The organism is Pseudogemmobacter blasticus (assembly GCF_003071405.1).
GTDB classification, from domain to species: domain Bacteria; phylum Pseudomonadota; class Alphaproteobacteria; order Rhodobacterales; family Rhodobacteraceae; genus Pseudogemmobacter; species Pseudogemmobacter blasticus.
The window spans coordinates 1,947,781-1,972,438 of sequence record NZ_CP020470.1; the positions used below are offsets into that span (position 1 = coordinate 1,947,781).

Consider the following 24,658-nt stretch of genomic DNA (forward strand, 5'->3'; position numbering starts at 1 on the left):
CCGCCCGTGTATCAGGCCGCTTACGCCACGCCCAGCTTTTCGCGCCAGCCGGGATACAGCTTGTCCGCATCGCTTTGGAAACTTTCGAAGGCGCGGGCAAGTTCGCGGTGATCCTTGGCATAGGTGACCAGATCCACCCCTGCCTTCCAGGCGTCACAGCTTTGGCGCAGCGATTTCGCCCCGGCGGTGCCGCCGTCGACATGGCCGAAGGCGCCGCCGCCCGAGGTCTGGATCACGTTGGAATGGCCGAGGTTGTCAAAGAACCCGGGCAGGCGCAGCGCGTTCATCCCGCCCGAGATGATGGGCGTGGTGGGTTTCATGCCAAGCCAGTCCTGATGGTAGAACGGGCCTTGGGCGGCATCATCGGTCAGCATGTAGGCCATGATCTTGTCGGAGGCGTCGCCCTCCATCTTGCCATAGCCCATGGTGCCGGTGTGGATGCCGCTGGCCCCTTGCAGGCGCGACATCTTGGACAGCACGAAGGCGGTATAGCCGCGCATCGACTGCGGGCTGGTCACGGCGCCGTGGCCGGCGCGGTGGTAGTGCAGGAACTGGTGCGGGAACTGCCGCCGCGCGGTGGTGATGGCGGCCGGGCCGGTGACATAGCCATCAACCAGGAAGGCGACGTGATCGGCGTTTTCGCCGAAGGTTTCCAGGATGTATTCGCCACGGGCGACCATTTCGTAATGGTCATCGGCGGTGATGTTGGCCGAGAACAGCTTGGCCTCGCCGGTTGCGTCCTGCGCGCGCTTCATCGCATCAGCGACCAGGCGGATGGTTTCCTTGAGCGGCGCGAAGGTCTGGTTGCCCTGCGGTTCATCGTTCTTGATGAAGTCGCCGCCCAGCCAGAATTCATAGCAGGCGTCCGCAAAGGGTTTCGGACGCAGGCCCAGTTTCGGCTTGATGATCGTGCCCACCACCATGCCGCCATCGCGCACATCGCGGCCCAGAACGCGCCACATGTCGGCGATGTTCATCGACGGGCCGTCGAACAGACGCAGGTAGCAGGGCGGAACCCAGAAGTCGTGCATCTTGGCGTATTCGACATCGCCCATGCCCTGGTTGTTGCCGATGGTCAGGGTCAGGAACGAACACAGCATCGCCCGGCCGTCGATGATGTTGCGGTCGAACAGTTCAACCGGATAGGCGATCTTCATGATCTCCTTCGCGGGGTCGATCTCGTAGACCAGCGCATCGACGCCGCGGGTGAAATCGTCGGTGGTCGACACCTCGACGTTGGTGCCGGTGCTGCTTTCGGCCGCGAAATGGGCGGCGGTTTCAAGGTAGCCGTAGCCCGCCTTGGGTTTCATCACATAGGCGCACAGCACATGGCGGCCCCCGGCGATGAGATCGGCTTCCTTGAGGTCGAGCCGGGCGTAGCGGTTTGATTGGTCCATGGTGGTATCTCCTGTCAGACGGCCTTGAGCGCGCCGCTGGCGTAACGCTTGGCCATGTCATCTATCGCGATGACCTTGATCTTCGATGCCTGTCCGGCGGTGCCGAAGGCTTCAAGCCGCAGCTTGCACAGATCGCGCATGGCATCCATCGCGGGTTTCAGGAACTTGCGCGGGTCGAATTCCGCCTTGTTCTGGGTGGCAATCTTGCGGAACTGGCCGGTCATGGCCATGCGGCAATCGGTGTCGATGTTGACCTTGCGCACGCCCATCTTGATGCCGCGGACGATTTCCTCGACCGGGACGCCAAAGGTTTGCGGCATGGCGCCGCCGTATTCGTTGATGATGTCCTGCAGATCCTGCGGCACGGACGAGGAGCCGTGCATGACAAGATGCGTGTTCGGCAGCTTCTTGTGGATCGCCTCGATCACGTTCATCGCCAGGATGTCGCCGGTGGGCTTGCGGCTGAACTTGTAGGCGCCGTGGCTGGTGCCGCAGGCAATGGCCAGCGCATCGACCTGCGTCTTCTTCACGAAATCCACCGCCTGATCCGGGTCGGTCAGCAACTGGCTGTGGTCCAGCTCGCCCTCGGCGCCGTGGCCGTCCTCGGCCTCGCCCTTGCCGGTTTCAAGGCTGCCCAGAACGCCCAGTTCCCCTTCGACCGAAGCGCCCACCCAATGGGCCAGTTCGGCCACGCGGGCGGTGACGTTGACGTTGTAATCATAGCTGGCCGGGGTTTTCGCATCGGCCTCAAGGCTGCCGTCCATCATCACCGAGGTGAAGCCGTATTTGATGGCGGATAGGCAGGTCTTTTCGTTGTTGCCGTGATCCTGGTGCATACAGAGCGGGATTTCCGGGTAGATCTGCGCCAGCGCCTCGATCATCTTGGCCAGCATGATGTCATTGGCATAGCTGCGGGCGCCGCGGCTGGCCTGGATGATGACCGGCGCATCGGTGGCCTTCGCGGCCTCCATGATGGCCAGACCCTGTTCCATGTTGTTGATGTTGAAGGCCGGAACGCCGTAGCCATGTTCGGCCGCGTGGTCCAGAAGTTGACGAAGCGTGATCAGTGCCATGGTGTTCGGTTCCTCAGATCAGTTTGCCCATCGCGACGGCGGTGTCCGCCATGCGGTTGGAAAAGCCCCATTCGTTGTCGTACCAGCTCAGGACCGAGCAGAAGGTGCCGTCCATCACCTTGGTCTGGTCCAGATGGAACACCGACGACCGCGGGTCGTGGTTGAAGTCGGACGAGACGTTCTTGAATTCGGTATAGCCCAGGATGCCCTTCAGCGGCCCGTCGGCGGCGGCCTTGATGGCGGCGTTGATCTCGTCCGCGCTGGTGGCGCGCCTGGCGATGAACTTGAGGTCCACGACGCTGACATTCGGCGTGGGCACGCGGATCGCGAAACCGTCCAGCTTGCCCTTCAGATCAGGCAGGACCAGACCCACGGCCTTGGCGGCGCCGGTCGAGGTGGGGATCATCGACAGGGCGGCGGCGCGGGCGCGATACAGATCCTTGTGCATCGTATCCAGCGTGGGCTGGTCGCCGGTGTAGCTGTGGATGGTGGTCATCATCCCCTTCTCGATGCCGATGGCGTCATGGATCGCCTTGGCAAAGGGGGACAGGCAGTTGGTGGTGCAGCTTGCGTTCGACACCACAAGGTCGGCGGCGGTCAGCACGTCATGGTTGACGCCATAGACGATGGTCTTGTCCGCGCCATCGGCCGGGGCCGAGACCAGCACGCGCTTGGACCCGTTCTTCAGGTGCAGCGCGGCCTTGTCGCGGGCGGTGAAGATGCCGGTGCATTCCATCGCGATGTCGACATTGGCCCAGGGCAGGTCTTCCGGGTTGCGGATCGCGGTGACCTTGATCTTGCCGCGACCGGCGTCGATCCAGTCTTCGCCGGTGGTCACGGTGCCGGGGAACCGGCCATGGACCGAGTCGAAGCGCAGCAGATGCGCGTTGGTTTCAACCGGGCCCAGATCGTTGATCGCCACGACCTCAATGTCGGTGCGGCCCGATTCAATGATCGCGCGCAGCACGTTGCGGCCGATCCGACCAAAGCCGTTGATGGCTACCTTAACCGTCATCTCATTTTCCCGTCAGTTTGCGGGCCGCAGCGGCGGCGGCCTCTTTGGTGATGCCGAAATGCGCGTAAAGCGCGGGGGCGGGCGCCGAGGCGCCAAAGCCTGTCATGCCGATGAAGGCGTCATCGCTGCGCAGCACCGCATCCCAGCCCTGGCGGATTGCCGCCTCGATGCCGACGCGCGGCGCGGTGCCCAGAACGGCCGTTCGGTAATCATCCGGCTGGGCGGTGAACAGCTCGAACGAAGGGGCCGAGACCACGGCGGCGGCGATGCCTTCGGCGGCCAGAAGGTCGGCGGCGGCCAGCGCGATTTCCACTTCGGAGCCGGTGGCGATCAGCGTCACGTCGCGTTTCGCCACATCGCGCAGGACATAGGCGCCCTTCGCGGAAAGATTTTCGGCCGCATCGCTGCGCAGGGTGGGCAGGTTCTGCCGGCTGAGCGCCAGAAGCGTGGGCGTGGCGGCCGAGGCCAGGGCGATTTCCCAGGCTTCGGCGGTTTCCACCGCGTCGGCGGGGCGGATCACCGTCAGGTTCGGGATGCAGCGCAGGCCGGCCAGGGTTTCAACCGGCTGGTGGGTGGGCCCGTCTTCGCCCAGACCGATGCTGTCATGGGTGAAGACATAGGTGACGGGCACGCCCATCAGCGCGGCCAGCCGGATGGAGGGGCGGCAGTAGTCGGCGAAGACCAGGAAGGTGCCGCCATAGGTGCGGAAGCCGCCATGCAGGGCGATGCCATTCATCGCCGCCGCCATGCCGTGTTCGCGGATGCCGTAGTGAATGTAAGACCCCGAGAAATCGCCGGGCTTCACCGATTTCTGCGACTTGGCCCTGGTCAGGTTCGATCCGGTCAGGTCGGCCGAACCGCCCACGACAAAGGGCAGCGCGCCCGCCACCACCTCGATCGCCATTTCGCTGGCCTTGCGGGTGGCGACCTTGGGCTTGTCGGCGATCAGTTTCGCCTTGTGCGCCGCCATGGCCGGGGCCAGCGGGGCCGGGTCGGCGGCCTGCGCGGCCTCGAACGCGGCGCGGTCGGGGTGGGCGGCCAGTTTGCGCAGCCAGTTGATGCGGGCCGCCGCCCCCCGGGCTGACACCCGCGCCCAGGCGTCGCGGATCGCGTCGGGCACGACGAAGGGTTCATGCGGCCAGCCCAGATGCGCCCGCGCGGCGGCAATCTCATCGGCGCCCAGGGGGGCGCCGTGCACGTCATGGCCGCCCTGCTTGTTCGGCGCGCCGAAGCCGATGACAGAGCGGCAGGCAATCAGGCTGGGGCGCGGATCGGCCTTGGCCGCCGTGATCGCCGCGGCGATGCTTTCGGGATCATGCGCGTCGCAGTCGGCCACATGCCAGCCGTAGGCGGCAAAGCGGGCCTTCTGGTCGGTCGAGGTGGACAGCGCGGTATCGCCGTCGATGGTGATCCTGTTGTCATCCCAAAGCACGATCAGGCGGCCCAGCCCCAGATGGCCGGCGAAATCGCCCGCTTCGTGGCTGATGCCTTCCATCAGGCAGCCGTCGCCGGCGATGACCCAGGTGTAATGGTCCACCAGCCCCGGAAAGCGCGCCGCCGCCATGCGTTCGGCCAGCGCCAGACCGACGGCGGTGGAAATGCCCTGCCCCAGCGGCCCGGTGGTGACCTCGATGCCTTGCGCATGGCCGTATTCCGGGTGGCCCGCCGTGCGCGCGCCCATCTGGCGGAACTGGCTGAGCTGCTCCATCGGCATGTCGGCATAGCCGAGCAGGTGGTTCAGCGCGTAGAGCAGCATCGAACCATGACCGGCCGACAGGACGAAACGGTCACGGTCGGGCCAGCGGTGATCGGCCGGGTCCAGCGTGATGAAGCGGTTGAACAGCACCGTTGCCACATCGGCCATGCCCATGGGCATTCCGGGGTGGCCCGAGTTCGCCTTCTGCACCGCATCCATGGCCAGCGCGCGGATTGCGTTGGCCATGTCGCGTTCGGACACCGTTCTGGTGGGGGCGTTCATCTTGCTTTCTCCCGAATGTCAGGCGCGCTTGGCGTCGCGCACAAGGCGCTCGATCAGCGGGGTCAGGATCAGTTGCATCGCCAGATCCTGCTTGTTGCCCGGGATCACGATGGAGTTGGCCCGCGTCATCCACGACCCGGCGATCATCGACACCAGATAGGGGAAGTCGATGCCGCGCGGATTGCGGAAGCGGATCACGACAAGGCTTTCGTCGGGCGTGGGAATCCAGCGCGCGACGAAGGGGTTGGACGTGTCCACCACCGGCACCCGCTGGAAGTTGATGTCGGTGCGGGTGAATTGCGGCGTGATGCAATGCACATAGGCGTGCATCCGGCGCAGGATGGTATCGGTCACCGCTTCGGTGGAATAGCCCCGGGTGGCGCGGTCGCGGTGGATCTTCTGTATCCACTCAAGGTTGATCACCGGCACCACGCCGATCTTGAGATCGGCCAGGCGGGCCAGATCGACGGTATCGTTCACCACCGACCCGTGCAGACCTTCGTAGAACAGCAGGTCCGACCCTTCCTCGAACGGGGCCCATTCGGTGAAGTTGCCGGGCGCGACGCCGGTCTTGGCGGCCTCGGCCTCGTCATGGACATAGGTGCGGCTGCGACCCTTGCCGGTTTCGCCGTATTCGCGGAACACCCGCTCCAGTTCAGCCAGTTCGTTGGCCTCATAGCTGAAATGCGAGAAGGTCTGGTCGCCTTCGGCCGCGCGACGGGCCAGTTCGGCCTTCATGTCGGCGCGGTTGAACTTGTGGAAGGCGTCGCCTTCGATCGACACCGCCTTGATCCCTTCGCGGCGGAAGATCTGTTCGAAGGTGTGTTTCACCGTGCTGGTGCCGGCACCCGACGACCCGGTGACCGAAATGATGGGAAAACGCTTGCTCATGATCTGTCAGCTCCGGAACAGTCCGCGCCGCCCGAACAGGGCGGACTCGATTTCAGGCATGTCGTGATAGGCGGCGATCCGGGCGACCTTGGCCCTGGTGCCGAAGATGAACGGGGTGCGCTGGTGCAGGGTTTCCACCCGCATCTGCAGGATCGGATCGGTGCCGTCGGTGGCACCGCCGCCGGCCTGCGCGCAAAGCATGGCAATCGGCGCACATTCATAGAGCAGCCGCAGCCGGCCGCGTTCATAGCCCTTGCGGTCATCGGCCGGGTAAAGGAACACCCCGCCGCGCGCCAGGATGCGGTGCGCCTCGGCCACAAGGCTGGCGATCCAGCGCATGTTGAAATTCTTGCCGCGCGGCCCGTCAACGCCGGCCACGCAATCATCGACATAGGCGCGGATCGGCTTGGGCCAGTGCCGGTAGTTCGAGGCGTTCACCGCAAATTCGTTTGACTCGGGCGGGATCGAAACCTGCGGTTCGACCAGAACGAAGGCGCCGGTGTCATAGTCCAGCGCATAACGCTGCACGCCCTGCCCCAGCGTGACGACCAGCGCCGTCTGCGGCCCGTAGATCACATAGCCCGCGCCGACCTGTTCGCTGACCGGGCGCAGGAAGCTGGCATCCGGCGTGTCGGCGGCGGCGTAGATCGAGAAGATGGTGCCGATCGACACGTTGGTGTCGATGTTGGACGACCCGTCCAGAGGATCAATCGCCAGCGCCCAGTCGCCGGCGCCAAGGTCGACGACACGATCCTGCTCTTCGCTGGCATAATGCCGCACCCCCCCGTCACGGGCGGCTTTCAGGAACAGATCGTCCGCCCAGACATCCAGCGCCTTCTGCGAATCGCCGCCGGCATTGGTGGCATCGGCATCTGCGCCCAGCTTGTGTTCAATGCCATTGCGGGCAATCAGGCGGGCCAGAGAGATTGAGGCGGTCGCGATGCTTTGCATCAGCGGGCGCAGGGGTTCCGGAACATGGGTTTCGGGCAAGGCACGGCGGGTTGACATCTTTATCCCCGATGGCTGTCTAGCAAGAGTTACATACTTGCTTTGCCATCAAATGGAATTTAAATCTCTTATTGTCAGTTTAAGGGAAATCTAATGAACCCGGCCGAGATGATTACCCTGCGCCAGTTGCGCGCGCTGGCCACCGTGGCGCGGACCGGGTCGATGACCGCCGCCGCGCGGGAACTGGGGCTGACCACACCCGCCGTGCACAGCCAGATCAAGATGCTGGAAGAGGCGCTTGGCCTGCCGCTGCTGTATCGCCATGGCGACGGGTCGGGCAGCGGGCCCACGCTGGCGGGGCAGGTGATGCTGGCCAGCGCCGGCCGGATCGACGCGGCGCTGACCCAGGCGGTGCAGCAGGTGCTGGCCTTTCGCGATGGCCGCGCGGGGCGGGTCACGCTGGGCGTGGTCTCGACCGCCAAGTATTTCGCGCCGCGTCTGGTCAAGGTGCTGCGGTCGCTGCACCCCGACATCGAGGTGGTGCTTGAGGTGGGCAACCGCGAACAGATTCTGGGCGATCTGGAGCGGATGCATTTCGATCTGGCGATCATGGGCCGCCCGCCGCGCACGCCGCCGAACGAGGCCTGGCCGCTGGGCCCGCATCCGCATGGGGTGATTGCCCCGCCCGACCATCCGCTGGCCGGCATGGCAGGGCTGACCGCCGCCGACCTTTCGGGCGAAACCTTCATCGCGCGCGAACCGGGTTCGGGCACCCGCATCCTGATGATGCGCTATCTGGAACGGCTGGGCGAAGGGGCGCCACGGTCGCTGGTCGAGATGGGGTCGAACGAGACGATCAAGCAGGCGGTGATGGCGGGGCTGGGCATTGCCTTCCTGTCGCTGCATACGGTGGCCGACGAATTGCGCAACGGCAGCCTGATCACCCTGCCCGCGCCCGGCCTGCCGGTGGAACGGCACTGGTTCCTGGTGCGGCGGCTGGACCAGCCCGCCCTGCCCGCCACGCGGGAACTGGAGAAGACCATCCTCAGCCTGAACGGATCTTTCCTGCCGGTGCTGCCCGTGCTGCCGACCCCCGTTGCAACCCCGACCACGACAGGCTGACCGATGCGCACCGCCCCCGATGACACGTTCGAGACCGAAGCCCGCGCCGCCGGCGCGCTGTATATCGTGGGCGTCGATGAGGTGGGCCGGGGGCCGCTGGCCGGCCCGGTGACGGCGGCCGCCGTGCGGCTGGACCCCGGCCGCATTCCCCCCGGCCTGGCCGACAGCAAGGCGCTGAGCGCGGCCGCGCGTGACCGGCTGGCCGGCTGGTTGCAGGAACATGCCGCCGTCTCGGTCGCACATGCCAGCGTGGAGGAGATCGACAGCCTGAACATCCTGCGCGCCAGCCATCTGGCGATGGAGCGCGCCATTGCGGGGCTGCCGGCCGATTTCGCGCTGATCGACGGCAACCTGCTGCCGCGCGGCCTGACCCTTCCGGCGCGGGCCGTGGTCAAGGGCGATGCGCGCTGCCTGTCCATCGCCGCCGCCTCGATCGTGGCCAAGGTGGCACGCGACCGGATCATGGTGGATTTGGCGCAACAGCACCCCGGCTATGGCTGGGAAAAGAACGCCGGATACCCCACCAAGGCGCATCTTCAGGCGCTTCTACAAATTGGTGTTACCCCTTGGCATAGGCGTTCCTTCGCACCCGTCCACAACATCTTGTGCCAAGAGAAATCAGTAACCTCTTGATTCAAAAAAGAATTTGACGGCGATTCGCGGCTGACTCATTCTGGGGCCCAACATCGGCACACCAAGATGCCGGGGACAGAGGCAGAGAATGAGCATCACCAAGACCAAGGCGGAGCCCGTGCTTCCGCTGAACCAGATCCTTGACGGCGACTGTATCGAGGTCATGGAAGGGCTGCCCGCCGGCAGCGTTGACCTGATTTTCGCCGATCCGCCCTATAACCTGCAACTGAAGGGTGAACTGCTTCGCCCCGACAACAGCCTTGTCGATGCGGTGGATGACCACTGGGACCAGTTCTCGTCCTTCGCGGCCTATGATGACTTCACCCGCCGCTGGCTGAAGGCGGCCAAGCGGCTGCTGAAGCCGAATGGCGCGATCTGGGTGATCGGCAGCTATCATAACGTGTTCCGGCTGGGGGCCGAGTTGCAGAACCAGGGCTTCTGGCTGCTGAACGATGTGGTCTGGCGCAAGTCGAACCCGATGCCCAATTTCAAGGGCAAGCGCCTGACCAATGCCCATGAAACGCTGATCTGGGCCAGCCGTGATGAATCGGCCAAATACACCTTCAACTATGAGGCGCTGAAGGCGCTGAACGACGGTGTGCAGATGCGGTCGGACTGGGTGATTCCGCTGTGCACCGGCCATGAACGGCTGAAGGATGAAAACGGCGACAAGGCGCATCCGACGCAGAAGCCCGAGGCGCTGCTGCACCGGGTTCTGGTGGCCACCACCAACCCCGGCGACGTGGTGCTTGACCCGTTCTTCGGCACCGGCACCACCGGCGCGGTGGCCAAGATGCTGGGCCGCGATTTCATCGGGATCGAACGCGAGGCCGCCTATCGCAAGGCCGCCAGCGAACGGCTTGCGCGGGTTCGCAAGTATGATGCCTCGGCGCTGGAAGTGACCGGCTCGAAACGGGCCGAACCGAGGGTGCCCTTCGGGCAGGTCGTCGAACGCGGCATGTTGCGCCCCGGCGAAGAGCTGTATTCCATCGGCAACCGCTACAAGGCCAAGGTCCGCGCCGACGGCACGCTGGTGGGCAATGACGTGAAGGGCTCGATCCATCAGGTCGGCGCCGCCTATGAACGGGCGCCAAGCTGCAATGGCTGGACCTACTGGCACTTCAAGCGCGACGGCAAGATGATTCCGATCGACATCCTGCGCCAGCAGATCCGTGCCGAGATGGAGGCCGAGGGCACCCGCCCGAACTGACCCTTTCCAACCGCAATTCCGACGCCTGCGTTCCCGGACCGCCCGGAAACGCCACTGCCCCGCCATGTCTGCATGGCGGGGCCTTTTCGCGTGGCAAGGGCGCATTCCGCGGCTTAAGGGGCGCCCTGCGGCAGGGGGGTGCGGCCCTTGTTGTAATCGTGCCAGTCGGTGATGTCGGGGTAGAAGGTCTTGCGCCAGGCGCGCACGCGGGGGTTCATCACCCGGCGCCACAAGGGCGGGATCATCGCGGCGAAGGTCATCATCGGATAGCCGAAGGGCAGTTGCGGTGCCTCGTCTGCGGGATAGTTCTGCAACAGCGGGAAGCGCCGGTCGGGCTTGTAATGATGGTCGGAGTGGCGCTGCAGGTTGATCAGCAGCCAGTTCGTTGCCCGGTGGGCCGCGTTCCAGGAATGGCGCGGCTGGACATGTTCATAGCGGCCGTCGCCCAGATACCGCCGGGTCAGACCGTAATGTTCGACGTAATTCGTCAGTTCCAGTTGCCAGACCGCCACCCCGGCCTGGAACAGGAACAACCCCAGCCCGGCCCAGCCCCCCAGCAGCAGCGCCAGCGCCAGCATGGCCAGTTGCAGCGCGCCATAGCGCCAGAACGGGTTGGACAGGTGCCACACCGGACGGCCCCGCCGCGCCAGCATTGCCTTTTCCGCCGCCCAGGCCGACCGCGGGCAATCGCGCAGCACCCGCGCGTAATAGCGGTGGAAGCCTTCGTTGTAGCGAGCCGTCACCGCATCGCGCGGCGTGCCGACATAGATGTGATGCACGCGCAGGTGTTCGCTGCGGAAATGCGAGTAGAGCACGCTTGCCAGCAGAAGATCGCCCAGCCAGCGTTCGATCCGCGGGCTTTGGTGCAGCAGTTCATGCGCATAGGGCAGGCCGATGGTGCCGGTCATCACCCCGATGCCGAAGAACAGGCCCAGCCGGGCGCCCAGGTCCAGATGCGGGGCCTGCGGCACATACCACAGCATGAAGCACAGCGTTGCGAACTGCGCCGGAAACCAGGCCATTGTCAGCAGGCGATACAGGCCAAGATGGTCTTCGGGGGTGTCCGGGCTGGCGTCATCAAGGTTCAGCCCGGTTACCGCATCCAGCATCGAGAACAGATACCAGCAGTAGACCGGCAGGGCGATCACCCAGAATCCGCCTGCAAAGGCCCCCAGAAAGGCCAGCGGGATGGTTCCGTAAGACAGAAAGAACGGCAGGGCGGCGCGCGGGCGGGCAACCTCCTGCGGGGAAAGAGTCGTCATGAAACAGCCTCCTCAGGGCGGCTGCAGGATACGCCTCTGGGCGCCAGCCTCAAGCGTGGGTCAATGCCGCATCCGCCAGCGCCAGCGCCTTGCGCATGACCGTGGGCAGATCCGAGGGGCGGAAGCCGTCTGCCGGCACCGGCGCGCCACGCTGCAACGGCACCTCGGCCCGGGCGGCCAGCACGCGCAGGTGCAGGTGGAAATGCGTGAAGGTGTGGCGCACCTCGCCCGCCTCGATCCAGTCGGTGCTGGCGGGGGGCGGGCCGCCGGGGCTGCCGTCCCAGCCGTCGCCGGGCAGGCCCCACATGCCGCCCAGAAGGCCGCGGTCGGGTCGCCGTTCCAGCACCCAGCCCACCGGCAGGCGCAGCGCCCAGACCGTGCCTTGCCGCGTGGGCTTGGGCGTCTTGGCGGCCTTGCGGGGCAGGCCGGCCTGCACGCCCTCCATCCGGGCACGGCAGCGGTGCGACCAGGGGCAAAGGGCACAGGCCGGCGCGCGCGGGGTGCAGATCGTTGCGCCAAGGTCCATGACCGCCTGCGCATAGTCGCCGGGCCGGTCCTGCGGGGTAAGCCCGGCGGCAAGGCGGGTCAGCTCGGGCTTGGCGGCGGGCAGCGGGGTTTCCACCAGGAACAGCCGCGCCATCACCCGTTCGACATTGCCATCGACCACCGCCGCCGGTTCATCGAAGGCAATCGCGGCCACGGCGGCGGCCGTGTAGGGCCCCACGCCGGGCAGTGTGAGCAGCCCGTCGCGGCTGCCGGGAAACCCGCCGCGCGCCACCACCGCGCGGGCGCATTTCAGCAGGTTGCGGGCGCGGGCATAGTAGCCAAGCCCCGCCCATTCGGCCATCACATCCTCATCCCGCGCCGCCGCCAGCGCCTCGACATCGGGCCAGCGGTCGGTGAAGCGGCGGAAATAATCGCGCACGGCGGCCACGGTGGTCTGCTGAAGCATCACCTCGCTCAGCCAGACGCGATAGGGATCGGGCATCACGCCTGCCGCCCGTTCGGCCGGCCCGACACGCCAGGGCATCACCCGCGCGTGGCGGTCATACCAGGCCAGAAGTTCGGGGGCGGCGTCCTGATCGGACAGGGGGAAGGCGTCACGCAATCTTTATGCTCTCTTCTTCCCGACATGGTGGCGGGGCCACGAACTTTCGCTAAGATAGCCCGCGAAAAGGCAAGGACCAGATGGCCCGCACACCCGCCCCTGCGAAACCTTCAAGCGAACACCGCCGACGCGGGTTCGAACCGGCCTTCTCGCTGATGCAGGGCCAGTTGCGCCATGCCGGCGAGGCGCGGGGCTTTGCCGTGGCCCGGCTGGTGACCCACTGGCCCGAGGTGGTGGGCGAGGACATCGCCCGCGTCACCCGGCCGGTCAAGGTGGGCTATGGCCGCGAAGGCATGGGCGGCAGCCTGACGCTGCTGGTGCAGGGCGCCGCCGCCCCGATCATCGAGATGCAGAAGGACACCATCCGCACGCGGGTGAATGCCGTCTACGGGTATAACGCGATTTCGCGCATCCTGCTAACGCAAACATCGGCCTTTGGCTTTGCCGAAGGCCAGGCGCAATTCACTGCCGCGCCCAAGGCCCCTGCCCCGGTTGACCCGGCGCTGGCCGAACGCGCCAGCGCCGAAACCGCCGCCGTGGGCGACCCGGGCCTGCGGGCCGCGCTTGAACGGCTGGCGCAAAACATCTTAACTCGCCACAAGGCTGAATGAGGACCACTCCATGACGACAATCAACAGACGGGCGCTGATGGCGATGGCCGCCGCGATGGCCGGGCTTCCGGCCTGGGCGCAAGAGACGACCACCGCCGAGACGCCCGCCACGCCGGAGGCCCTGCCCGAGGTGAAGGATTTCTCGCTGGGAGATCCGAACGCGCCGGTGAAGATCGTCGAATATGCCAGCTTTACCTGCCCGCATTGCGCCAATTTCCATGCCACGGTGTTCAAGCCGCTCAAGGCCGACTACATCGACACCGGCAAGGTGCAGTTCACCTACCGCGAAGTCTATTTCGACCGCTTCGGCCTGTGGGCCGCGCTGGTGGCGCGCTGCGGTGGCGATCTGCGCTATTTCGGCATTTCGGACATGCTCTTTGACCAGCAGGCCGAATGGCTGGCCGACCAGGACCCGAATGTCGTGATCGGCAAGCTGCGCACCATCGGGGTCACGGCGGGGCTGACCAACGAACAGCTTGATACCTGTCTGGCCGATGCCAAGCAGGTGGATGCCATGGTCAAGCGGTTCGAGGAAAACATGAAGGCCGACGGCATTGAAGGCACGCCGACGCTGATGATCGACGGCGAGAAGCATTCGAACATGAGCTACAACGACCTCAAGGCCATCATCGACGCCAAGCTGGCGGGCTGATCCATGGCCGCGCCGCTGGAGGGACTTCGCGTCATCGAACTGGCGCGGATTCTGGCTGGCCCCTGGGCCGGCCAGACACTGGCCGACCTTGGTGCCGAGGTGATCAAGGTCGAGGCCCCCGAAGGCGACGACACCCGCCGCTGGGGGCCGCCGTTCCTTGACCGGGACGGCGACCGTTCCGCCGCCTATTTCCACTGCTGCAACCGCGGCAAGAAAAGCATCACCTGCGATTTCCGCACCCCCGAGGGGCAGGAAACCGTGCGCCGGCTGGTGGCCGGGGCCGATGTGGTGATCGAGAATTTCAAGGTTGGCGGTCTGGCGAAATACGGGCTGGATTACGAAAGCCTGCGCCAGGTGAACCCGCGGCTGATCTACTGTTCCATCACCGGCTTCGGGCAGGACGGGCCCTATGCACACCGGGCCGGATATGATTTCATCATTCAGGGCATGGCCGGCCTGATGAGCGTGACCGGCGAGGCCGCAGGCCAGCCGCAAAAGGTGGGCGTGGCGGTGACCGATGTCTTTACCGGCATCTATGCCGCCACCGCCATTCTGGCCGCCGTCGTACAGCGCGGCACCACCGGGCAGGGCCAGCAGATCGACATGGCGCTGATGGATGTGGCGACCGGCATCATGGCCAATCAGGCGATGAACTTCCTGGCCACCGGCACCGCCCCGCGCAAGATGGGCAATGCCCACCCGAACCTTGCCCCCTATGCGGTGTTCGACTGTGCCGATGGCTGGATCATCATCGCCACCGGCAATGACGGCCAGTATCGCAAGCTGTGCGGCATCCTTGGCCTGCACGACATGGCCGAGGCGCCCGATTTCCTGACCAATGCCAGCCGCGTTGCCAACCGCGTCGCGCTGACCGACCGGCTGACCGCCGTGACCCGCACCTGGACCAAGGACGCGTTGCTTGCCGCCTGCGAAGCGGAAGGCGTGCCCGCCGGCCCGATCAACGATCTGGTCGAGGTCTTTGCCGACCCGCAGGTGGTGGCGCGAAAGATGCAGATCGAGGTGGACGGCATTCCGGGCGTGCGCACGCCCATCACCTTTTCGGGCGCCGAACTGGCCCTTGGCCGCGCCGCGCCAAAACTGGGCGAACATCAGGACGAGGTGCTGGGTTAGGCCCGCAGCCCGTCCATGGTGCGGACCAGCGCCTCGCTGATGCCGGGTTCGGACAGGGCATGGCCTGCCATGGGAATCATGCGGATCTGGCAGTGATCCCAGCCCTCGGCCAGTTTCCAGGCCGAAACCGGGGGGCAGACCATATCATACCGGCCCTGCACCACCGTTGCCGGGATATGGGCGATGCGCTTGCGTTCCCGCAAGATCCAGCCGTCGCATTGCAGGAAGCCGCCGTTCTGGAAGTAGTGGTTTTCCAGCCGGGCAAAGGCGCGGGCGTAATCGGCCGGGCTTTCGCCCACATGCCCGTCATGCTGGATCGAGGCCAGCGCGTTTTCCCAATGCGCCCAGATCCGGCCGAAGCGGGTTTCCTCGATCATGTTGCCGGAAAACAGCCGCCGGTGATAGGCAAGGATCAGGTTGCCGCGTTCATCGGGCGGCACGGCATTGGCGAAGCGGTTCCACACCTCGGGGAAGAAGGCGCCGGCCCCGCCGCCATAGAACCAGTCCAGCTCGGACCGGGTCATCAGGAAGACACCGCGCAGGACAAGCTGCTTCACCCGTTCGGGGTGGGTCAGCGCGTAGATCAGCGCCAGGGTGGCGCCCCAGCTTCCGCCAAAGGCGATGAACTGGTCGATCCCCAGTTGCTTGCGGATCACCTCGACATCCGAAACCAGATGCCAGGTGGTGTTCGAGGCCACGCTGGCATGGGGGCGTGACCGGCCACAGCCGCGCTGATCGAACAGGATCACCCGGTAATGCGCCGGGTCGAAATAGCGCCGCATGGTCGGGCTGCAGCCGCCGCCCGGGCCGCCGTGGAACACGACCACGGGTTCGCCTTGCGGGTGGCCGCATTGTTCGACATAGACACGGTGTCCATCGCCAACGTCGATCACGCGCTGATCGAAGGGGTCGATCGGCGGGTACAACATGTCGAACGCGCGTCTTTGGCCTGATCTGTGGTCCATTGCGTTCTATATATAGCCGCAGGGTGACGGAGTCGAAAGCAATGTCAGACGCGATGCACGCAAATACAGCGCCCGGAACGGGCACGGTGGATGCCGCCGAGGTGGCCAAGTTCGAAGCCATGGCCGCCGAATGGTGGGACCCAAACGGCAAGTTCAAGCCGCTGCACAACATGAATCCGTGCCGGCTGGACTATATCACCCGCCAGATCGCCGCCGAATTCGGCCGCGACCTGACGACGCAGCAGCCCTTTGCCGGGCTGCGGCTGCTGGATATTGGCTGCGGCGGCGGGCTTCTGTCGGAACCCATGGCGCGGCTGGGGGCCACGGTCGTGGGCGCCGATGCCGCGCCGCGCAACATTCCGGTGGCGAAACTTCATGCCGAACAGTCGGGGCTGACCATCGACTACCGCAACACCACCGCCGAGGCGCTGGCCGAGGCCGGCGAGCGGTTCGATGTGGCGCTGAACATGGAAGTGGTCGAGCATGTCTCGGACCCGCTGGCCTATCTGACCGCCTGCCATGACCTGCTGAAACCCGGCGGGCTGATGATCTGTTCGACCCTGAACCGCAATCCGAAAAGTTTTGCGATGGCCATTGTCGGGGCGGAATATGTGATGCGCTGGCTACCCAAGGGCACCCATGACTGGCAGAAGTTCATCACCCCGGACGAGCTGTATGACCTGATCCGCCGCGCCGGGCTTGATCCGGTGGACCGCAAGGGGATGGTGTTCAACCCCATCACCTGGCGCTGGTCGATCTCGGACCGCGACCTGTCGGTGAATTACGTCACCGCCAGCCTGCGCCGGTGAGAGCCGTGCTGTTCTGGCTGGCGCTGGCCCTGTTCGCGGCCTGGGCCGGCCCCATGCTGTGGGTTCAGTTTCCCGCCGCGCGCCCGCTGGCGCTGGCTGCCCTTGCCGGCGCCCTGGCCGCCGTGGTCTGGCTGCGGCTGGGCCCCGGCTGGGGCTGGACGGGGCTTGCGCTGGTGGCGGGGGCGCTGCTGCTGTGGTTCTTCACCCTGCCCCCCCGGCAGGACCGCGACTGGGAGCCGGACGTGGCCCGCATCGTGCGCGGGCAGGTCACGGGCGATACGGTCACGCTGGAGAACATCCGCGCCTTCCGCTGGACCAGCGCCGACCATGCCGCCGTGCAGGACTGGACCAGCCGCACCGTCAACCTGTCGCACCTGACCGGGGCGGACATGATCACCTCGGTCTGGGGCAACCCGGATATTGCGCATCTGCTGGTGTCGTTCCGGTTTTCGGACGCGCCGCCGCTGACCTTTTCGGTCGAGATCCGGCGCGAGAAGGGCGAGAGCTTCTCGGCCCTTGGCGGGTTCTTCCGGCAGTTCGAACTGTCGCTGATCGCCGCGGATGAGGCCGACATCGTGCAATGGCGGGCCGTGCCGCGCGGCGAGGAGGTGCGGCTTTACCCGCTGACCCTGACGCCCGACCAGTTGCGTCAGGTCTTTCTGGGCTTTGTCCAACTGGGTAACGACCTGAATGCCCGGCCGCGCTGGTACAACACCGTCACCGCCAATTGCACCACCGTGGTCTGGCGGCTGTCGCGGGTGCTGTCGCCCGACCTGCCGCTGGACCGCAGCCTGCTGCTTTCGGGCTATCTGCCGGAATACCTGGACCGTTTCGGCGCGCTGGCCGGGCCGGGCACGCTGGCCGACAAGCGCGCCCGGGCCCTGATCAGCCCGCGCGCCCGCGAAATGCCCGCGGGCGCGGATTTCTCGCGCTGGATCCGGCAGGAGTAGCGGTCACTCCGTCTCGGACGACCGCGCCCAGAGGTTCACCGCCGGTTCCTCGGCAATCGCGTCGATGGCGGCCAGCTCTTCGGGGCTGAAGTCAAGGTTGCCGATGGCGCCGGCGCAGTCTGTCACCTGTTCGGGGCGGCTGGCGCCGATCAGCGCGCTGGTGATGCCGCCGTTGCGCAGCACCCAGGCCAGGGCCATCTGCGCCAGCGTCTGCCCGCGCGACGCCGCGATATTGGCCAGCGCGCGGACCGAATCCAGCGCGCGGGGCGTGATGATCGACGGGTCAAGCGATTTGCCCTGCGCCGCGCGGCTGCCCGCCGGAACACCGTTCAGGTATTTCGAGGTGAGAATCCCTTGCGCCAGCGGGGTGAAGGCGATGGAGCCGATGCCAAGATCGGCCAGCGTGTCCTTCAGCCCGTCCTTTTCGACCCAGCGGTTCAGGATGGAATAGCTGGGCTGGTGTATCACGCAAGGCGTGCCCAGATCGCGCAGGATCGCCGCCGCTTCCCGGGTGCGGGCGCTGTTGTAGCTGGACAGCCCGACATACAGCGCGCGGCCCGACCGGACGATATGGTCCAGCGCGGCCATGGTTTCCTCAAGCGGGGTGTCGGGATCGAAGCGGTGGGAATAGAAGATGTCCACATAATCCAGCCCCAGCCGTTTCAGGCTTTGGTCACAACTGGCGATCAGGTATTTCCGGCTGCCCCATTCGCCATAGGGCCCGTCCCACATGCGGTAACCGGCCTTGCTGGAAATGATCAGCTCATCGCGCAGGCCGGCGAAATCGGTCCGCAAGATTTCGCCGAACGCCTGTTCGGCGCTGCCGGGCGGCGGGCCGTAGTTGTTGGCCAGATCGAAATGGGTGATCCCGTGATCCAGCGCCGTGCGGCAGATGGCCTGTTTCACCGTATGGGGCGTGTCATCGCCGAAGTTGTGCCACAGGCCCAGGCTGATGGCCGGCAGCATCAGCCCGCTGCGGCCGCAGCGCCGGTAGATCATCTTGTCATGCCGGTCATCGGCGGGGGTCCAGGGCATTGCGGTTCTCCTTCGTTGCATCGGCTGATCCCATGACCGGAGCGGGGGCATCAAGCCCTGCCGGCCATGGTTGCGCGCGGGGTGGTTTCACACGACACTGCGCCCATGAAAATGCTGCACCATCTTCGGCGCTTCGTTCTGGCCGTGCTGACCCGGGTGGGCGACGGCCATTTTGGCCTGATCGCCGCGGGCGTGGCCTTCTACGCCCTGTTCGCGGTGTTTCCCGGCCTTGCCGCCGTGGTGGCGATCTGGTCGCTGATGGCCGATCCGGCAGTGATCGGCGGCTATCTGTCCATGGCCGAGCGTTTCCTGCCGCATGAGGCGGCGGTGCTGGTGCATGACCAGGTGACGGGGCTTCTGACCGCGCCGCGCAGCACGCTGGGCTGGGCGACCTTCCTTTCGCTGGCCATCGCGCTTTATTCCGCGCGGGCCGGGGTGTCGGCGCTGGTGCAGGGGCTGGATGTGGTGCACCGCGCCCGCCCGCGCGGCTGGATCGCCGGCTATGCCGTTGATTTCGTGCTGACCATGGCGCTGATCGGCGCGCTGATCGTGGCGCTGGCCACGGTGGTGATCATGCCCATCATGCTGGCCTATCTGCCGCTTGGCGCCTTCGAGGGGCGGCTGACCCGCGTGCTGCCCTGGGCGGTGATGTTCCTGTTCGTGCTGACCTGCCTGTCGCTGCTGTATCGCTTTGGCCCCAATGTGCCGGGCGGGTTCCGGTCGCCCTGGATCAGCGTCGGCGTGATGTTCGCGGCGCTGGCCTGGGCCGGCGTCTCGATGGGGTTTTCGCTCTATCTGGCGAATTTCAACAGCTACAACCGGATCTACGGCTCGATCGGGGCGGTGGTGATCCTGATGATGTGGCTTTACTTCTCGGTCTGGGCGGTGCTGGTCGGGGGCGCGATCAATGCCGAACTGCATGACCGCGCCAACCTGTTGCGCCAGATGGGCCGGGGGCGCCGGCAGCGCCCCCCTCAGATGTAGCGGTTCCACAGGTTTTCCAGCCGCTCTTGCCGGCCGGATTTCGGCTGCGGTTCCAGCCCTTCGGAGGTGACGCGCGCCGCCGCCTGTTCCAGCGTGCCCGCCAGCATGGCCTTGGCGGGGGCCGTCTCCCATCCGGCATAGCGGGCGCAGCGAGCGGCTTCCAGTTCGCCGCCTTCCAGCATTGCGGCGGCGCATTTCAGCGCCCGCGCGCAGGTGTCCATGCCGCCGACATGGGCCAGGATCAGGTCTTCCGGGTCCAGCGACTGACGGCGGACCTTGGCGTCGAAGTTGGTGCCGCCGGTGGTATAGCCGCCCGCGCGAAGGATTTCGTAGAAGGCCAGCGCCTTTTCCGCATGGTTGTTCGGGAACTGGTCGGTGTCCCAGCCCGACTGGTAATCGTTGCGGTTCATGTCGATGGACCCGAAGATGCCCAGGGCCGCCGCCAGCGCGATTTCATGTTCGAAACTGTGGCCGGCCAGAATGGCGTGGCCCTGTTCGATGTTGGTCTTCACCTCGGACTCAAGGCCGAATTCCTTGAGGAAGCCATAGACCGTGGCCACGTCGTAATCATACTGGTGCTTCGAGGGTTCCTGCGGCTTCGGTTCGATCAGGATCGTGCCCTTGAAGCCGATCTTGTACTTGTACTCGACCACCTGTTGCAGGAAGCGCCCGGCGTGGTCACGCTCGGCCTTGAGGTCGGTGTTCAGAAGTGTCTCATAGCCTTCGCGCCCGCCCCAGAGCACATAGTTCTGCCCGCCCAGACGGTGCGTTGCATCCATGTTGGCCTTCACCGTGGCCGCGGCATAGGCGTAAACATCGGGATCAGGGTTGGTGGCCGCGCCCGACATCCAGCGCCGGTGGCTGAACATGTTCGAGGTGCCCCACAGCAGGCGCGTCTTGTGGCGGGCCTGCTTTTCCTCAAGGTAATCGACGATGGCGGTCAGGTTCTTCAGGCTTTCCGAGAAGGTGGCGCCTTCGGGCCGCACATCGGCATCGTGGAAGCAGTAGAACGGCGCGCCAAGGATGTCGAACATCTCGAAGGCCACATCGGCCTTGAGCCGCGCCAGATCCAGCCCGTCGCCGAACCAGGGCCGGTCAAAGGTCTGGCCGCCGAAGGGATCACCGCCCGGCCAGGCGAAGCTGTGCCAGTAGGCCACGGCGAACCGCAGATGGTCTTCCATCCGCTTGCCCATCACCAGTTCATCAGGGTTGTAGTGGCGGAAGGCAAATTCGTTGCGGCTTTCGGGGCCTTCGTAACGGATGGCGGGGATGCCCTTGAAGAAATCGGTCATGTCAGATCCTTGAGTGCAGTTTGCGCGGCGCGGAAACGGGCGTGGCCCGCATCGAAGGCCGCTGTCAGACGGGGGTCAGGTTCCACCACCCGGGCGATCCGGGGTTGCGTCGCGATCTCGGCCCCGGTGCCGGTGGCCGCCATCAGCGCCAGCCGCGCCGCGCCGAAGGCGCCGCCGAAATCGCCCGCCACCGGCAGCGCGACGGGCACGTCCAGCGCGGTGGCGATCAGGCGCAGCCAGTAATCCGACCGCGACCCGCCGCCAACCGCCAGCAATTGCCCGATCCGGGTGCCGGTCGCGGCCAGCGCATCGCGGCAATCGCGCAGGGCGTAGGTCACGCCTTCCAGAACCGCGCGGGTGGCGGCCGTGCGGTCGGTGGCATGTTCCAGCCCGGCAAAGGCACCGCGGACGGACGCGCTGTTCAGCGGCGTGCGTTCGCCGCCCAGATAGGGCAGGAACACGGTCTTGCCCGGGGCCTGCAAGGCGCCCAGTTCACCCGTCAGCGCCGCCGCATCGGCCCCCACCAGCCGCGCATACCAGTTCAGCGCGTCGGTGGCGGCCAGGATCACCCCCATCTGGTGCCAGGTGTCGGGCAGCGCATGGCAGAAGGTGTGCACCGCCGTGGCGGGATCGGGCTGGTAGCCGTCGTTTGCCGCGAAAAGCACGCCGCTGGTGCCCAGCGAAACGAAGGCCTCGCCCGCGCGCACCACGCCGACGCCCACGCCCGAGGCGGCATTATCGCCGCCGCCGCCGGCCACGACCACGCCTTTCGGCAGGCCCCAGCGGGCCGCCAGCGCCGGGCGCAGCACTCCCGAGACCTGCGAACCTTCCACCAGGCGCGGCATCGCGCTGCGGTCCAGCCCGGTGGCGGCCAGAAGATCATCGGACCAGTCGCGCGCGCCGGTATCAAGCCAGGCCGTTCCGGCCGCGTCGGACATTTCGGCGACATGTTCGCCGGTCAGCCACAGACGCAGGTAATCCTTCGGCAGCAGCACCCTGGCCACCCTGGCCCGCAGCGCCGGTTCGTGCCGGGCCACCCACATCAGCTTGGGCGCGGTGAAGCCCGGAAAGACGATGTTGCCCGACAGCCGCCGGAACATCGGATCGCCGTCCAGTTCGGCGGCCTCGGCATGGCTGCGGGTGTCGTTCCACAGGATGCAGGGCCGCAGCACCTCATCCGCGCGGTCCAGCAGGGTGGCGCCGTGCATCTGGCCCGAAAGCCCAAGGCCCCGCACCTGCCCCAGCCCCTGCGCCGCCAGCCGGTCGAACACCGTCTCGGCGGCGGCAATCCAGTCGGCCGGGGACTGCTCGCTCCAGCCTTCCTGCGGCCGCTGCACCGACAGGGGGGCGGTCGCTTCCGCGACCACCTCCTGCGTTTCGGTCATCAGCACGCCCTTGAGGCCCGAAGTGCCCAGATCCAGCCCGATGAACATGTCAGTAGGCCTGCGGGGGCTTCTTGCCCAGGATGATCATTCCCAGGATGTCATCGTCGGTCACGTCCTTCACATCCACCGTTCCGACGCGCTGGCCGTTCTTCATCACAACGGCGCGGTCGCACAGGTCCATCACGGCATGGATGTCATGCTCGATCAGGAAGATGCCCAGACCCTGCTTCTTCAACTCCTGGATCAGCTCGGCCACCATCTGCGTTTCATGCGGGCCAAGCGCGGCGGTGGGTTCGTCCATGATCAGGATCTTGGCGTTGAAATACACCGCCCGCGCGATGGCGACCGACTGGCGCTGCCCGCCCGACAAGGCGCTGACCGGCACGTTGAACTTGCGGAAGTTCGGGTTGAGCCGGCCCATGATCTTGCGGGTTTCGGCCTCCATCTTCGATTCGTCCACGAAGCCGAAGCTGTTGACCAGTTCACGCCCCAGAAACAGGTTCGAGGCGGCGTCCAGATTGTCGGCCAGCGCCAGCGTCTGGTAGATCGTTTCGATGTTCTGGGCGCGGGCGTCGCGGGGATCGCGGATTTCCACCTCTTGCCCGTTGATCAGGATCTGGCCCGAATCCTTGCGATAGGCACCCGAGAGGCACTTGATCAGCGTCGATTTGCCCGCACCGTTGTGGCCCAGAAGGCCCACCACCTCGCCGGGGTAAAGGTCGATCGTGACATGATCTACGGCCTTGATGCCGCCGAAGGCGATCGAGATGTCGCGCAGTTCGACAAGCGGGGTTCCGGTTCTGTCTACCATGGTCTTGGCCCCTTCACTTGATGCGCTTGCGGTAAACGATGTCGAGATAGACGGCGAGCACCAGCGCCACGCCGATCACGATCTTGCGGTAAGACCCGTCTCCGAAGCCGATCAGAACCATACCAGTCTGCAGCGACACCAGAACCAGCGCGCCGATGATCGCGCCATAGATCGTCCCGACCCCCCCGGCGAGCGAGGTACCGCCCACCACGGCCGCCGCGATCACCATCAGTTCATCCAGATCCCCCAGCGCGTTTGTGGCGCTGTTCAGCCGGGCGCTGGCGATGATGGCGGCAATCCCGGCCAAAGCGCCCATCAGCGCAAAGATCTTGACCGTCATCGCACGGGTATTGATGCCCGAAAGCGCTGCGGCCTCGGGGTTGCCGCCAATGGCAAAGACATACCGGCCAAACCGGGTGCGGGTCATCAGAACCGTCATCATCAGAACCACGGCAACCATGATGATGACCGGATAGGCAAAGCCGTGGGCTATGAAGGCGCCCTCAGGCACGTCCTGACCCAGCTTTGCATAATAGTCTTTCAGAATGCCTTTCGGCCAAGGGTAGGCGTTCACCACCAGGGTGGCGATGACAACCACGCTGGCGCTGATGCCGCCCACGACATACTCGGCCCAGATCGGGCGCAGAGCAAAACCATGCAGCTTCCGCGCCGCGCGGCCGCGCATCATTGCCCAGGCGATCCCGGCGCAGGCAATGGCGCAGAGAATCCAGCTTCCTGTCGCGCCGATAGCGCCGTAAGGCCCGCCACCCAGCAACGCAAAGGTGGTGTCGACCGGCGAAATCGTCCGCCCGCTCGAAGCCAGAAACGCCATGCCGCGCCACATCATCAGACCGCCAAGGGTGACGATAAAGGACGGGATCGCCAGATAGGCGATCAGCAGCCCGTGGAACAGGCCGATCAGCGCGCCCAAAGTGATGCCGAAGACAACCGCGATGACCCAGATCATCGGATTGCCCAGCCCCATCATGGGCGGGAGCCATTCCACCTGCAACAGGCCGGTATACATGCCCACCACGCCCACGATGGAGCCGACAGACAGGTCGATGTTGCGGGTGATGATGACCAGAACCATGCCCGTGGCCATGATGCCGATGGACGCGGTCTGCACGGACAGGTTCCACAGGTTGCGCGGGGTCAGGAAGGAGCCTTCGCCAAGCACCCAAACACCGTAAAGGTGAAAGCCGAGCCAGATCAGCAGAAGGGCCCCCACCATACCCAGCAGGCGGGGGTCAATTTCGGTGGCGCGCAGAAAGCGGCGGACCGCGCCTTCGCCGGGTGTCGTGGTCTGTGCAGAATGAGGAGAGTCGCTCATGTCCTCGTCCAACCTTTGAGAGGGGAACTGGCCGGGAATGCCCGCCTGTGCAAAGGCGCACGG

At 65.8% G+C, this 24,658-nt stretch carries 23 protein-coding genes; 9 read left to right on the forward strand and 14 right to left on the reverse strand.

All coding sequences use genetic code 11. The annotated features are described in order from the left end of the window. Window positions 1-20: 20 nt before the first annotated feature. The 6 genes from B6K69_RS09510 to B6K69_RS09535 are packed head-to-tail and all read right to left on the reverse strand — an operon-like array spanning window position 21 to window position 7,362. Complete coding sequence (locus tag B6K69_RS09510) at window positions 21-1,397, reverse strand: ribulose-bisphosphate carboxylase (protein WP_108643609.1); 1,377 nt, start codon at window positions 1,395-1,397, stop codon at window positions 21-23. Between the two features lie 14 nt (window positions 1,398-1,411). Then, on the reverse strand, window positions 1,412-2,470 hold the full coding sequence (fba, locus tag B6K69_RS09515) for a class II fructose-bisphosphate aldolase (protein WP_108643610.1): 1,059 nt from the start codon (window positions 2,468-2,470) through the stop codon (window positions 1,412-1,414). A 13-nt stretch (window positions 2,471-2,483) separates the two neighbouring features. Continuing rightward, entirely contained in the window at window positions 2,484-3,485 is a 1,002-nt protein-coding gene (gene gap / locus B6K69_RS09520) for a type I glyceraldehyde-3-phosphate dehydrogenase (RefSeq protein WP_108643611.1), read from the reverse strand. Between the two features lies 1 nt (window position 3,486). Then, window positions 3,487-5,463, reverse strand: a complete 1,977-nt coding sequence (gene tkt, locus B6K69_RS09525; RefSeq protein WP_108643612.1) for a transketolase — start codon at window positions 5,461-5,463, stop codon at window positions 3,487-3,489. Between the two features lie 18 nt (window positions 5,464-5,481). After that, a complete protein-coding gene (locus B6K69_RS09530; RefSeq protein WP_107672540.1) occupies window positions 5,482-6,354 on the reverse strand; it encodes a phosphoribulokinase in 873 nt (290 codons plus the stop codon). A 6-nt stretch (window positions 6,355-6,360) separates the two neighbouring features. Next, window positions 6,361-7,362 carry a class 1 fructose-bisphosphatase gene (locus tag B6K69_RS09535; protein ID WP_108643613.1) on the reverse strand — a complete coding sequence of 334 codons (1,002 nt, stop codon included), beginning with the start codon at window positions 7,360-7,362 and terminating at the stop codon, window positions 6,361-6,363. 93 nt (window positions 7,363-7,455) lie between these two features. On the opposite strand from B6K69_RS09535, the gene cbbR reads away from it, so the two are divergent. From cbbR to B6K69_RS09550, 3 genes are all read left to right on the forward strand, one after another. Next, window positions 7,456-8,424 carry a LysR family regulator CbbR gene (gene cbbR, locus B6K69_RS09540; protein WP_107672538.1) on the forward strand — a complete coding sequence of 323 codons (969 nt, stop codon included), beginning with the start codon at window positions 7,456-7,458 and terminating at the stop codon, window positions 8,422-8,424. A gap of 3 nt (window positions 8,425-8,427) precedes the next feature. Next, window positions 8,428-9,057, forward strand: a complete 630-nt coding sequence (locus B6K69_RS09545) for a ribonuclease HII (protein ID WP_108643614.1) — start codon at window positions 8,428-8,430, stop codon at window positions 9,055-9,057. An 88-nt stretch (window positions 9,058-9,145) separates the two neighbouring features. Continuing rightward, on the forward strand, window positions 9,146-10,267 hold the full coding sequence (locus B6K69_RS09550; protein ID WP_108643615.1) for a site-specific DNA-methyltransferase: 1,122 nt from the start codon (window positions 9,146-9,148) through the stop codon (window positions 10,265-10,267). A gap of 113 nt (window positions 10,268-10,380) precedes the next feature. Here B6K69_RS09550 and B6K69_RS09555 read toward each other — a convergent pair whose 3' ends face one another. Together B6K69_RS09555 and B6K69_RS09560 are read right to left on the reverse strand one after the other, a co-directional pair. Beyond that, a complete protein-coding gene (locus B6K69_RS09555; RefSeq protein WP_108643616.1) occupies window positions 10,381-11,529 on the reverse strand; it encodes an alkane 1-monooxygenase in 1,149 nt (382 codons plus the stop codon). A gap of 49 nt (window positions 11,530-11,578) precedes the next feature. Continuing rightward, entirely contained in the window at window positions 11,579-12,637 is a 1,059-nt protein-coding gene (locus tag B6K69_RS09560) for an A/G-specific adenine glycosylase (RefSeq protein ID WP_418259760.1), read from the reverse strand. A gap of 80 nt (window positions 12,638-12,717) precedes the next feature. Here B6K69_RS09560 and B6K69_RS09565 point away from each other — a divergent pair, with 80 nt between their 5' ends. The 3 genes from B6K69_RS09565 to B6K69_RS09575 are packed head-to-tail and all read left to right on the forward strand — an operon-like array spanning window position 12,718 to window position 15,031. Beyond that, window positions 12,718-13,248: a DUF721 domain-containing protein gene (locus tag B6K69_RS09565; RefSeq protein WP_107672534.1), complete on the forward strand. Its 531-nt coding sequence runs from the start codon at window positions 12,718-12,720 to the stop codon at window positions 13,246-13,248. Window positions 13,249-13,258: 10 nt separating this feature from the next. After that, a complete protein-coding gene (locus tag B6K69_RS09570) occupies window positions 13,259-13,900 on the forward strand; it encodes a DsbA family protein (RefSeq protein WP_108643617.1) in 642 nt (213 codons plus the stop codon). A 3-nt stretch (window positions 13,901-13,903) separates the two neighbouring features. After that, complete coding sequence (locus B6K69_RS09575; RefSeq protein WP_108643618.1) at window positions 13,904-15,031, forward strand: CaiB/BaiF CoA transferase family protein; 1,128 nt, start codon at window positions 13,904-13,906, stop codon at window positions 15,029-15,031. Here B6K69_RS09575 and pip read toward each other — a convergent pair. Further along, a complete protein-coding gene (gene pip / locus B6K69_RS09580) occupies window positions 15,028-15,996 on the reverse strand; it encodes a prolyl aminopeptidase (protein ID WP_107672531.1) in 969 nt (322 codons plus the stop codon). The two genes, B6K69_RS09575 and pip, sit on opposite strands and share 4 nt — an antisense overlap. Before the next feature lie 53 nt (window positions 15,997-16,049). Here pip and ubiG point away from each other — a divergent pair, with 53 nt between their 5' ends. Both ubiG and B6K69_RS09590 read left to right on the forward strand, forming a co-directional pair. Continuing rightward, complete coding sequence (gene ubiG, locus B6K69_RS09585; RefSeq protein ID WP_108644870.1) at window positions 16,050-16,805, forward strand: bifunctional 2-polyprenyl-6-hydroxyphenol methylase/3-demethylubiquinol 3-O-methyltransferase UbiG; 756 nt, start codon at window positions 16,050-16,052, stop codon at window positions 16,803-16,805. Window positions 16,806-16,810: 5 nt separating this feature from the next. Further along, the gene (locus tag B6K69_RS09590; RefSeq protein WP_228156706.1) at window positions 16,811-17,755 is read left to right on the forward strand and encodes an Lnb N-terminal periplasmic domain-containing protein; all 945 of its coding nucleotides are present in this window, start codon (window positions 16,811-16,813) and stop codon (window positions 17,753-17,755) included. A gap of 3 nt (window positions 17,756-17,758) precedes the next feature. Here B6K69_RS09590 and mgrA read toward each other — a convergent pair whose 3' ends face one another. Continuing rightward, complete coding sequence (gene mgrA, locus B6K69_RS09595; RefSeq protein WP_108643619.1) at window positions 17,759-18,790, reverse strand: L-glyceraldehyde 3-phosphate reductase; 1,032 nt, start codon at window positions 18,788-18,790, stop codon at window positions 17,759-17,761. A gap of 105 nt (window positions 18,791-18,895) precedes the next feature. Between mgrA and B6K69_RS09600 the strand changes: the two genes are divergently transcribed. Then, the gene (locus B6K69_RS09600; protein ID WP_164681924.1) at window positions 18,896-19,774 is read left to right on the forward strand and encodes a YihY/virulence factor BrkB family protein; all 879 of its coding nucleotides are present in this window, start codon (window positions 18,896-18,898) and stop codon (window positions 19,772-19,774) included. On the opposite strand, the gene xylA is transcribed toward B6K69_RS09600, so the two are convergent. The 4 genes from xylA to B6K69_RS09620 are packed head-to-tail and all read right to left on the reverse strand — an operon-like array spanning window position 19,765 to window position 24,595. Continuing rightward, the gene (xylA, locus tag B6K69_RS09605; RefSeq protein ID WP_108643620.1) at window positions 19,765-21,066 is read right to left on the reverse strand and encodes a xylose isomerase; all 1,302 of its coding nucleotides are present in this window, start codon (window positions 21,064-21,066) and stop codon (window positions 19,765-19,767) included. The two genes, B6K69_RS09600 and xylA, sit on opposite strands and share 10 nt — an antisense overlap. After that, the gene (gene xylB / locus B6K69_RS09610) at window positions 21,063-22,499 is read right to left on the reverse strand and encodes a xylulokinase (RefSeq protein ID WP_108643621.1); all 1,437 of its coding nucleotides are present in this window, start codon (window positions 22,497-22,499) and stop codon (window positions 21,063-21,065) included. Before xylB ends, xylA begins: the two co-directional genes overlap by 4 nt. A gap of 1 nt (window position 22,500) precedes the next feature. Next, on the reverse strand, window positions 22,501-23,262 hold the full coding sequence (locus tag B6K69_RS09615; RefSeq protein ID WP_108643622.1) for an ATP-binding cassette domain-containing protein: 762 nt from the start codon (window positions 23,260-23,262) through the stop codon (window positions 22,501-22,503). Window positions 23,263-23,275: 13 nt separating this feature from the next. Then, complete coding sequence (locus B6K69_RS09620) at window positions 23,276-24,595, reverse strand: sugar ABC transporter permease (protein ID WP_107672526.1); 1,320 nt, start codon at window positions 24,593-24,595, stop codon at window positions 23,276-23,278. Window positions 24,596-24,658 lie beyond the last annotated feature (63 nt).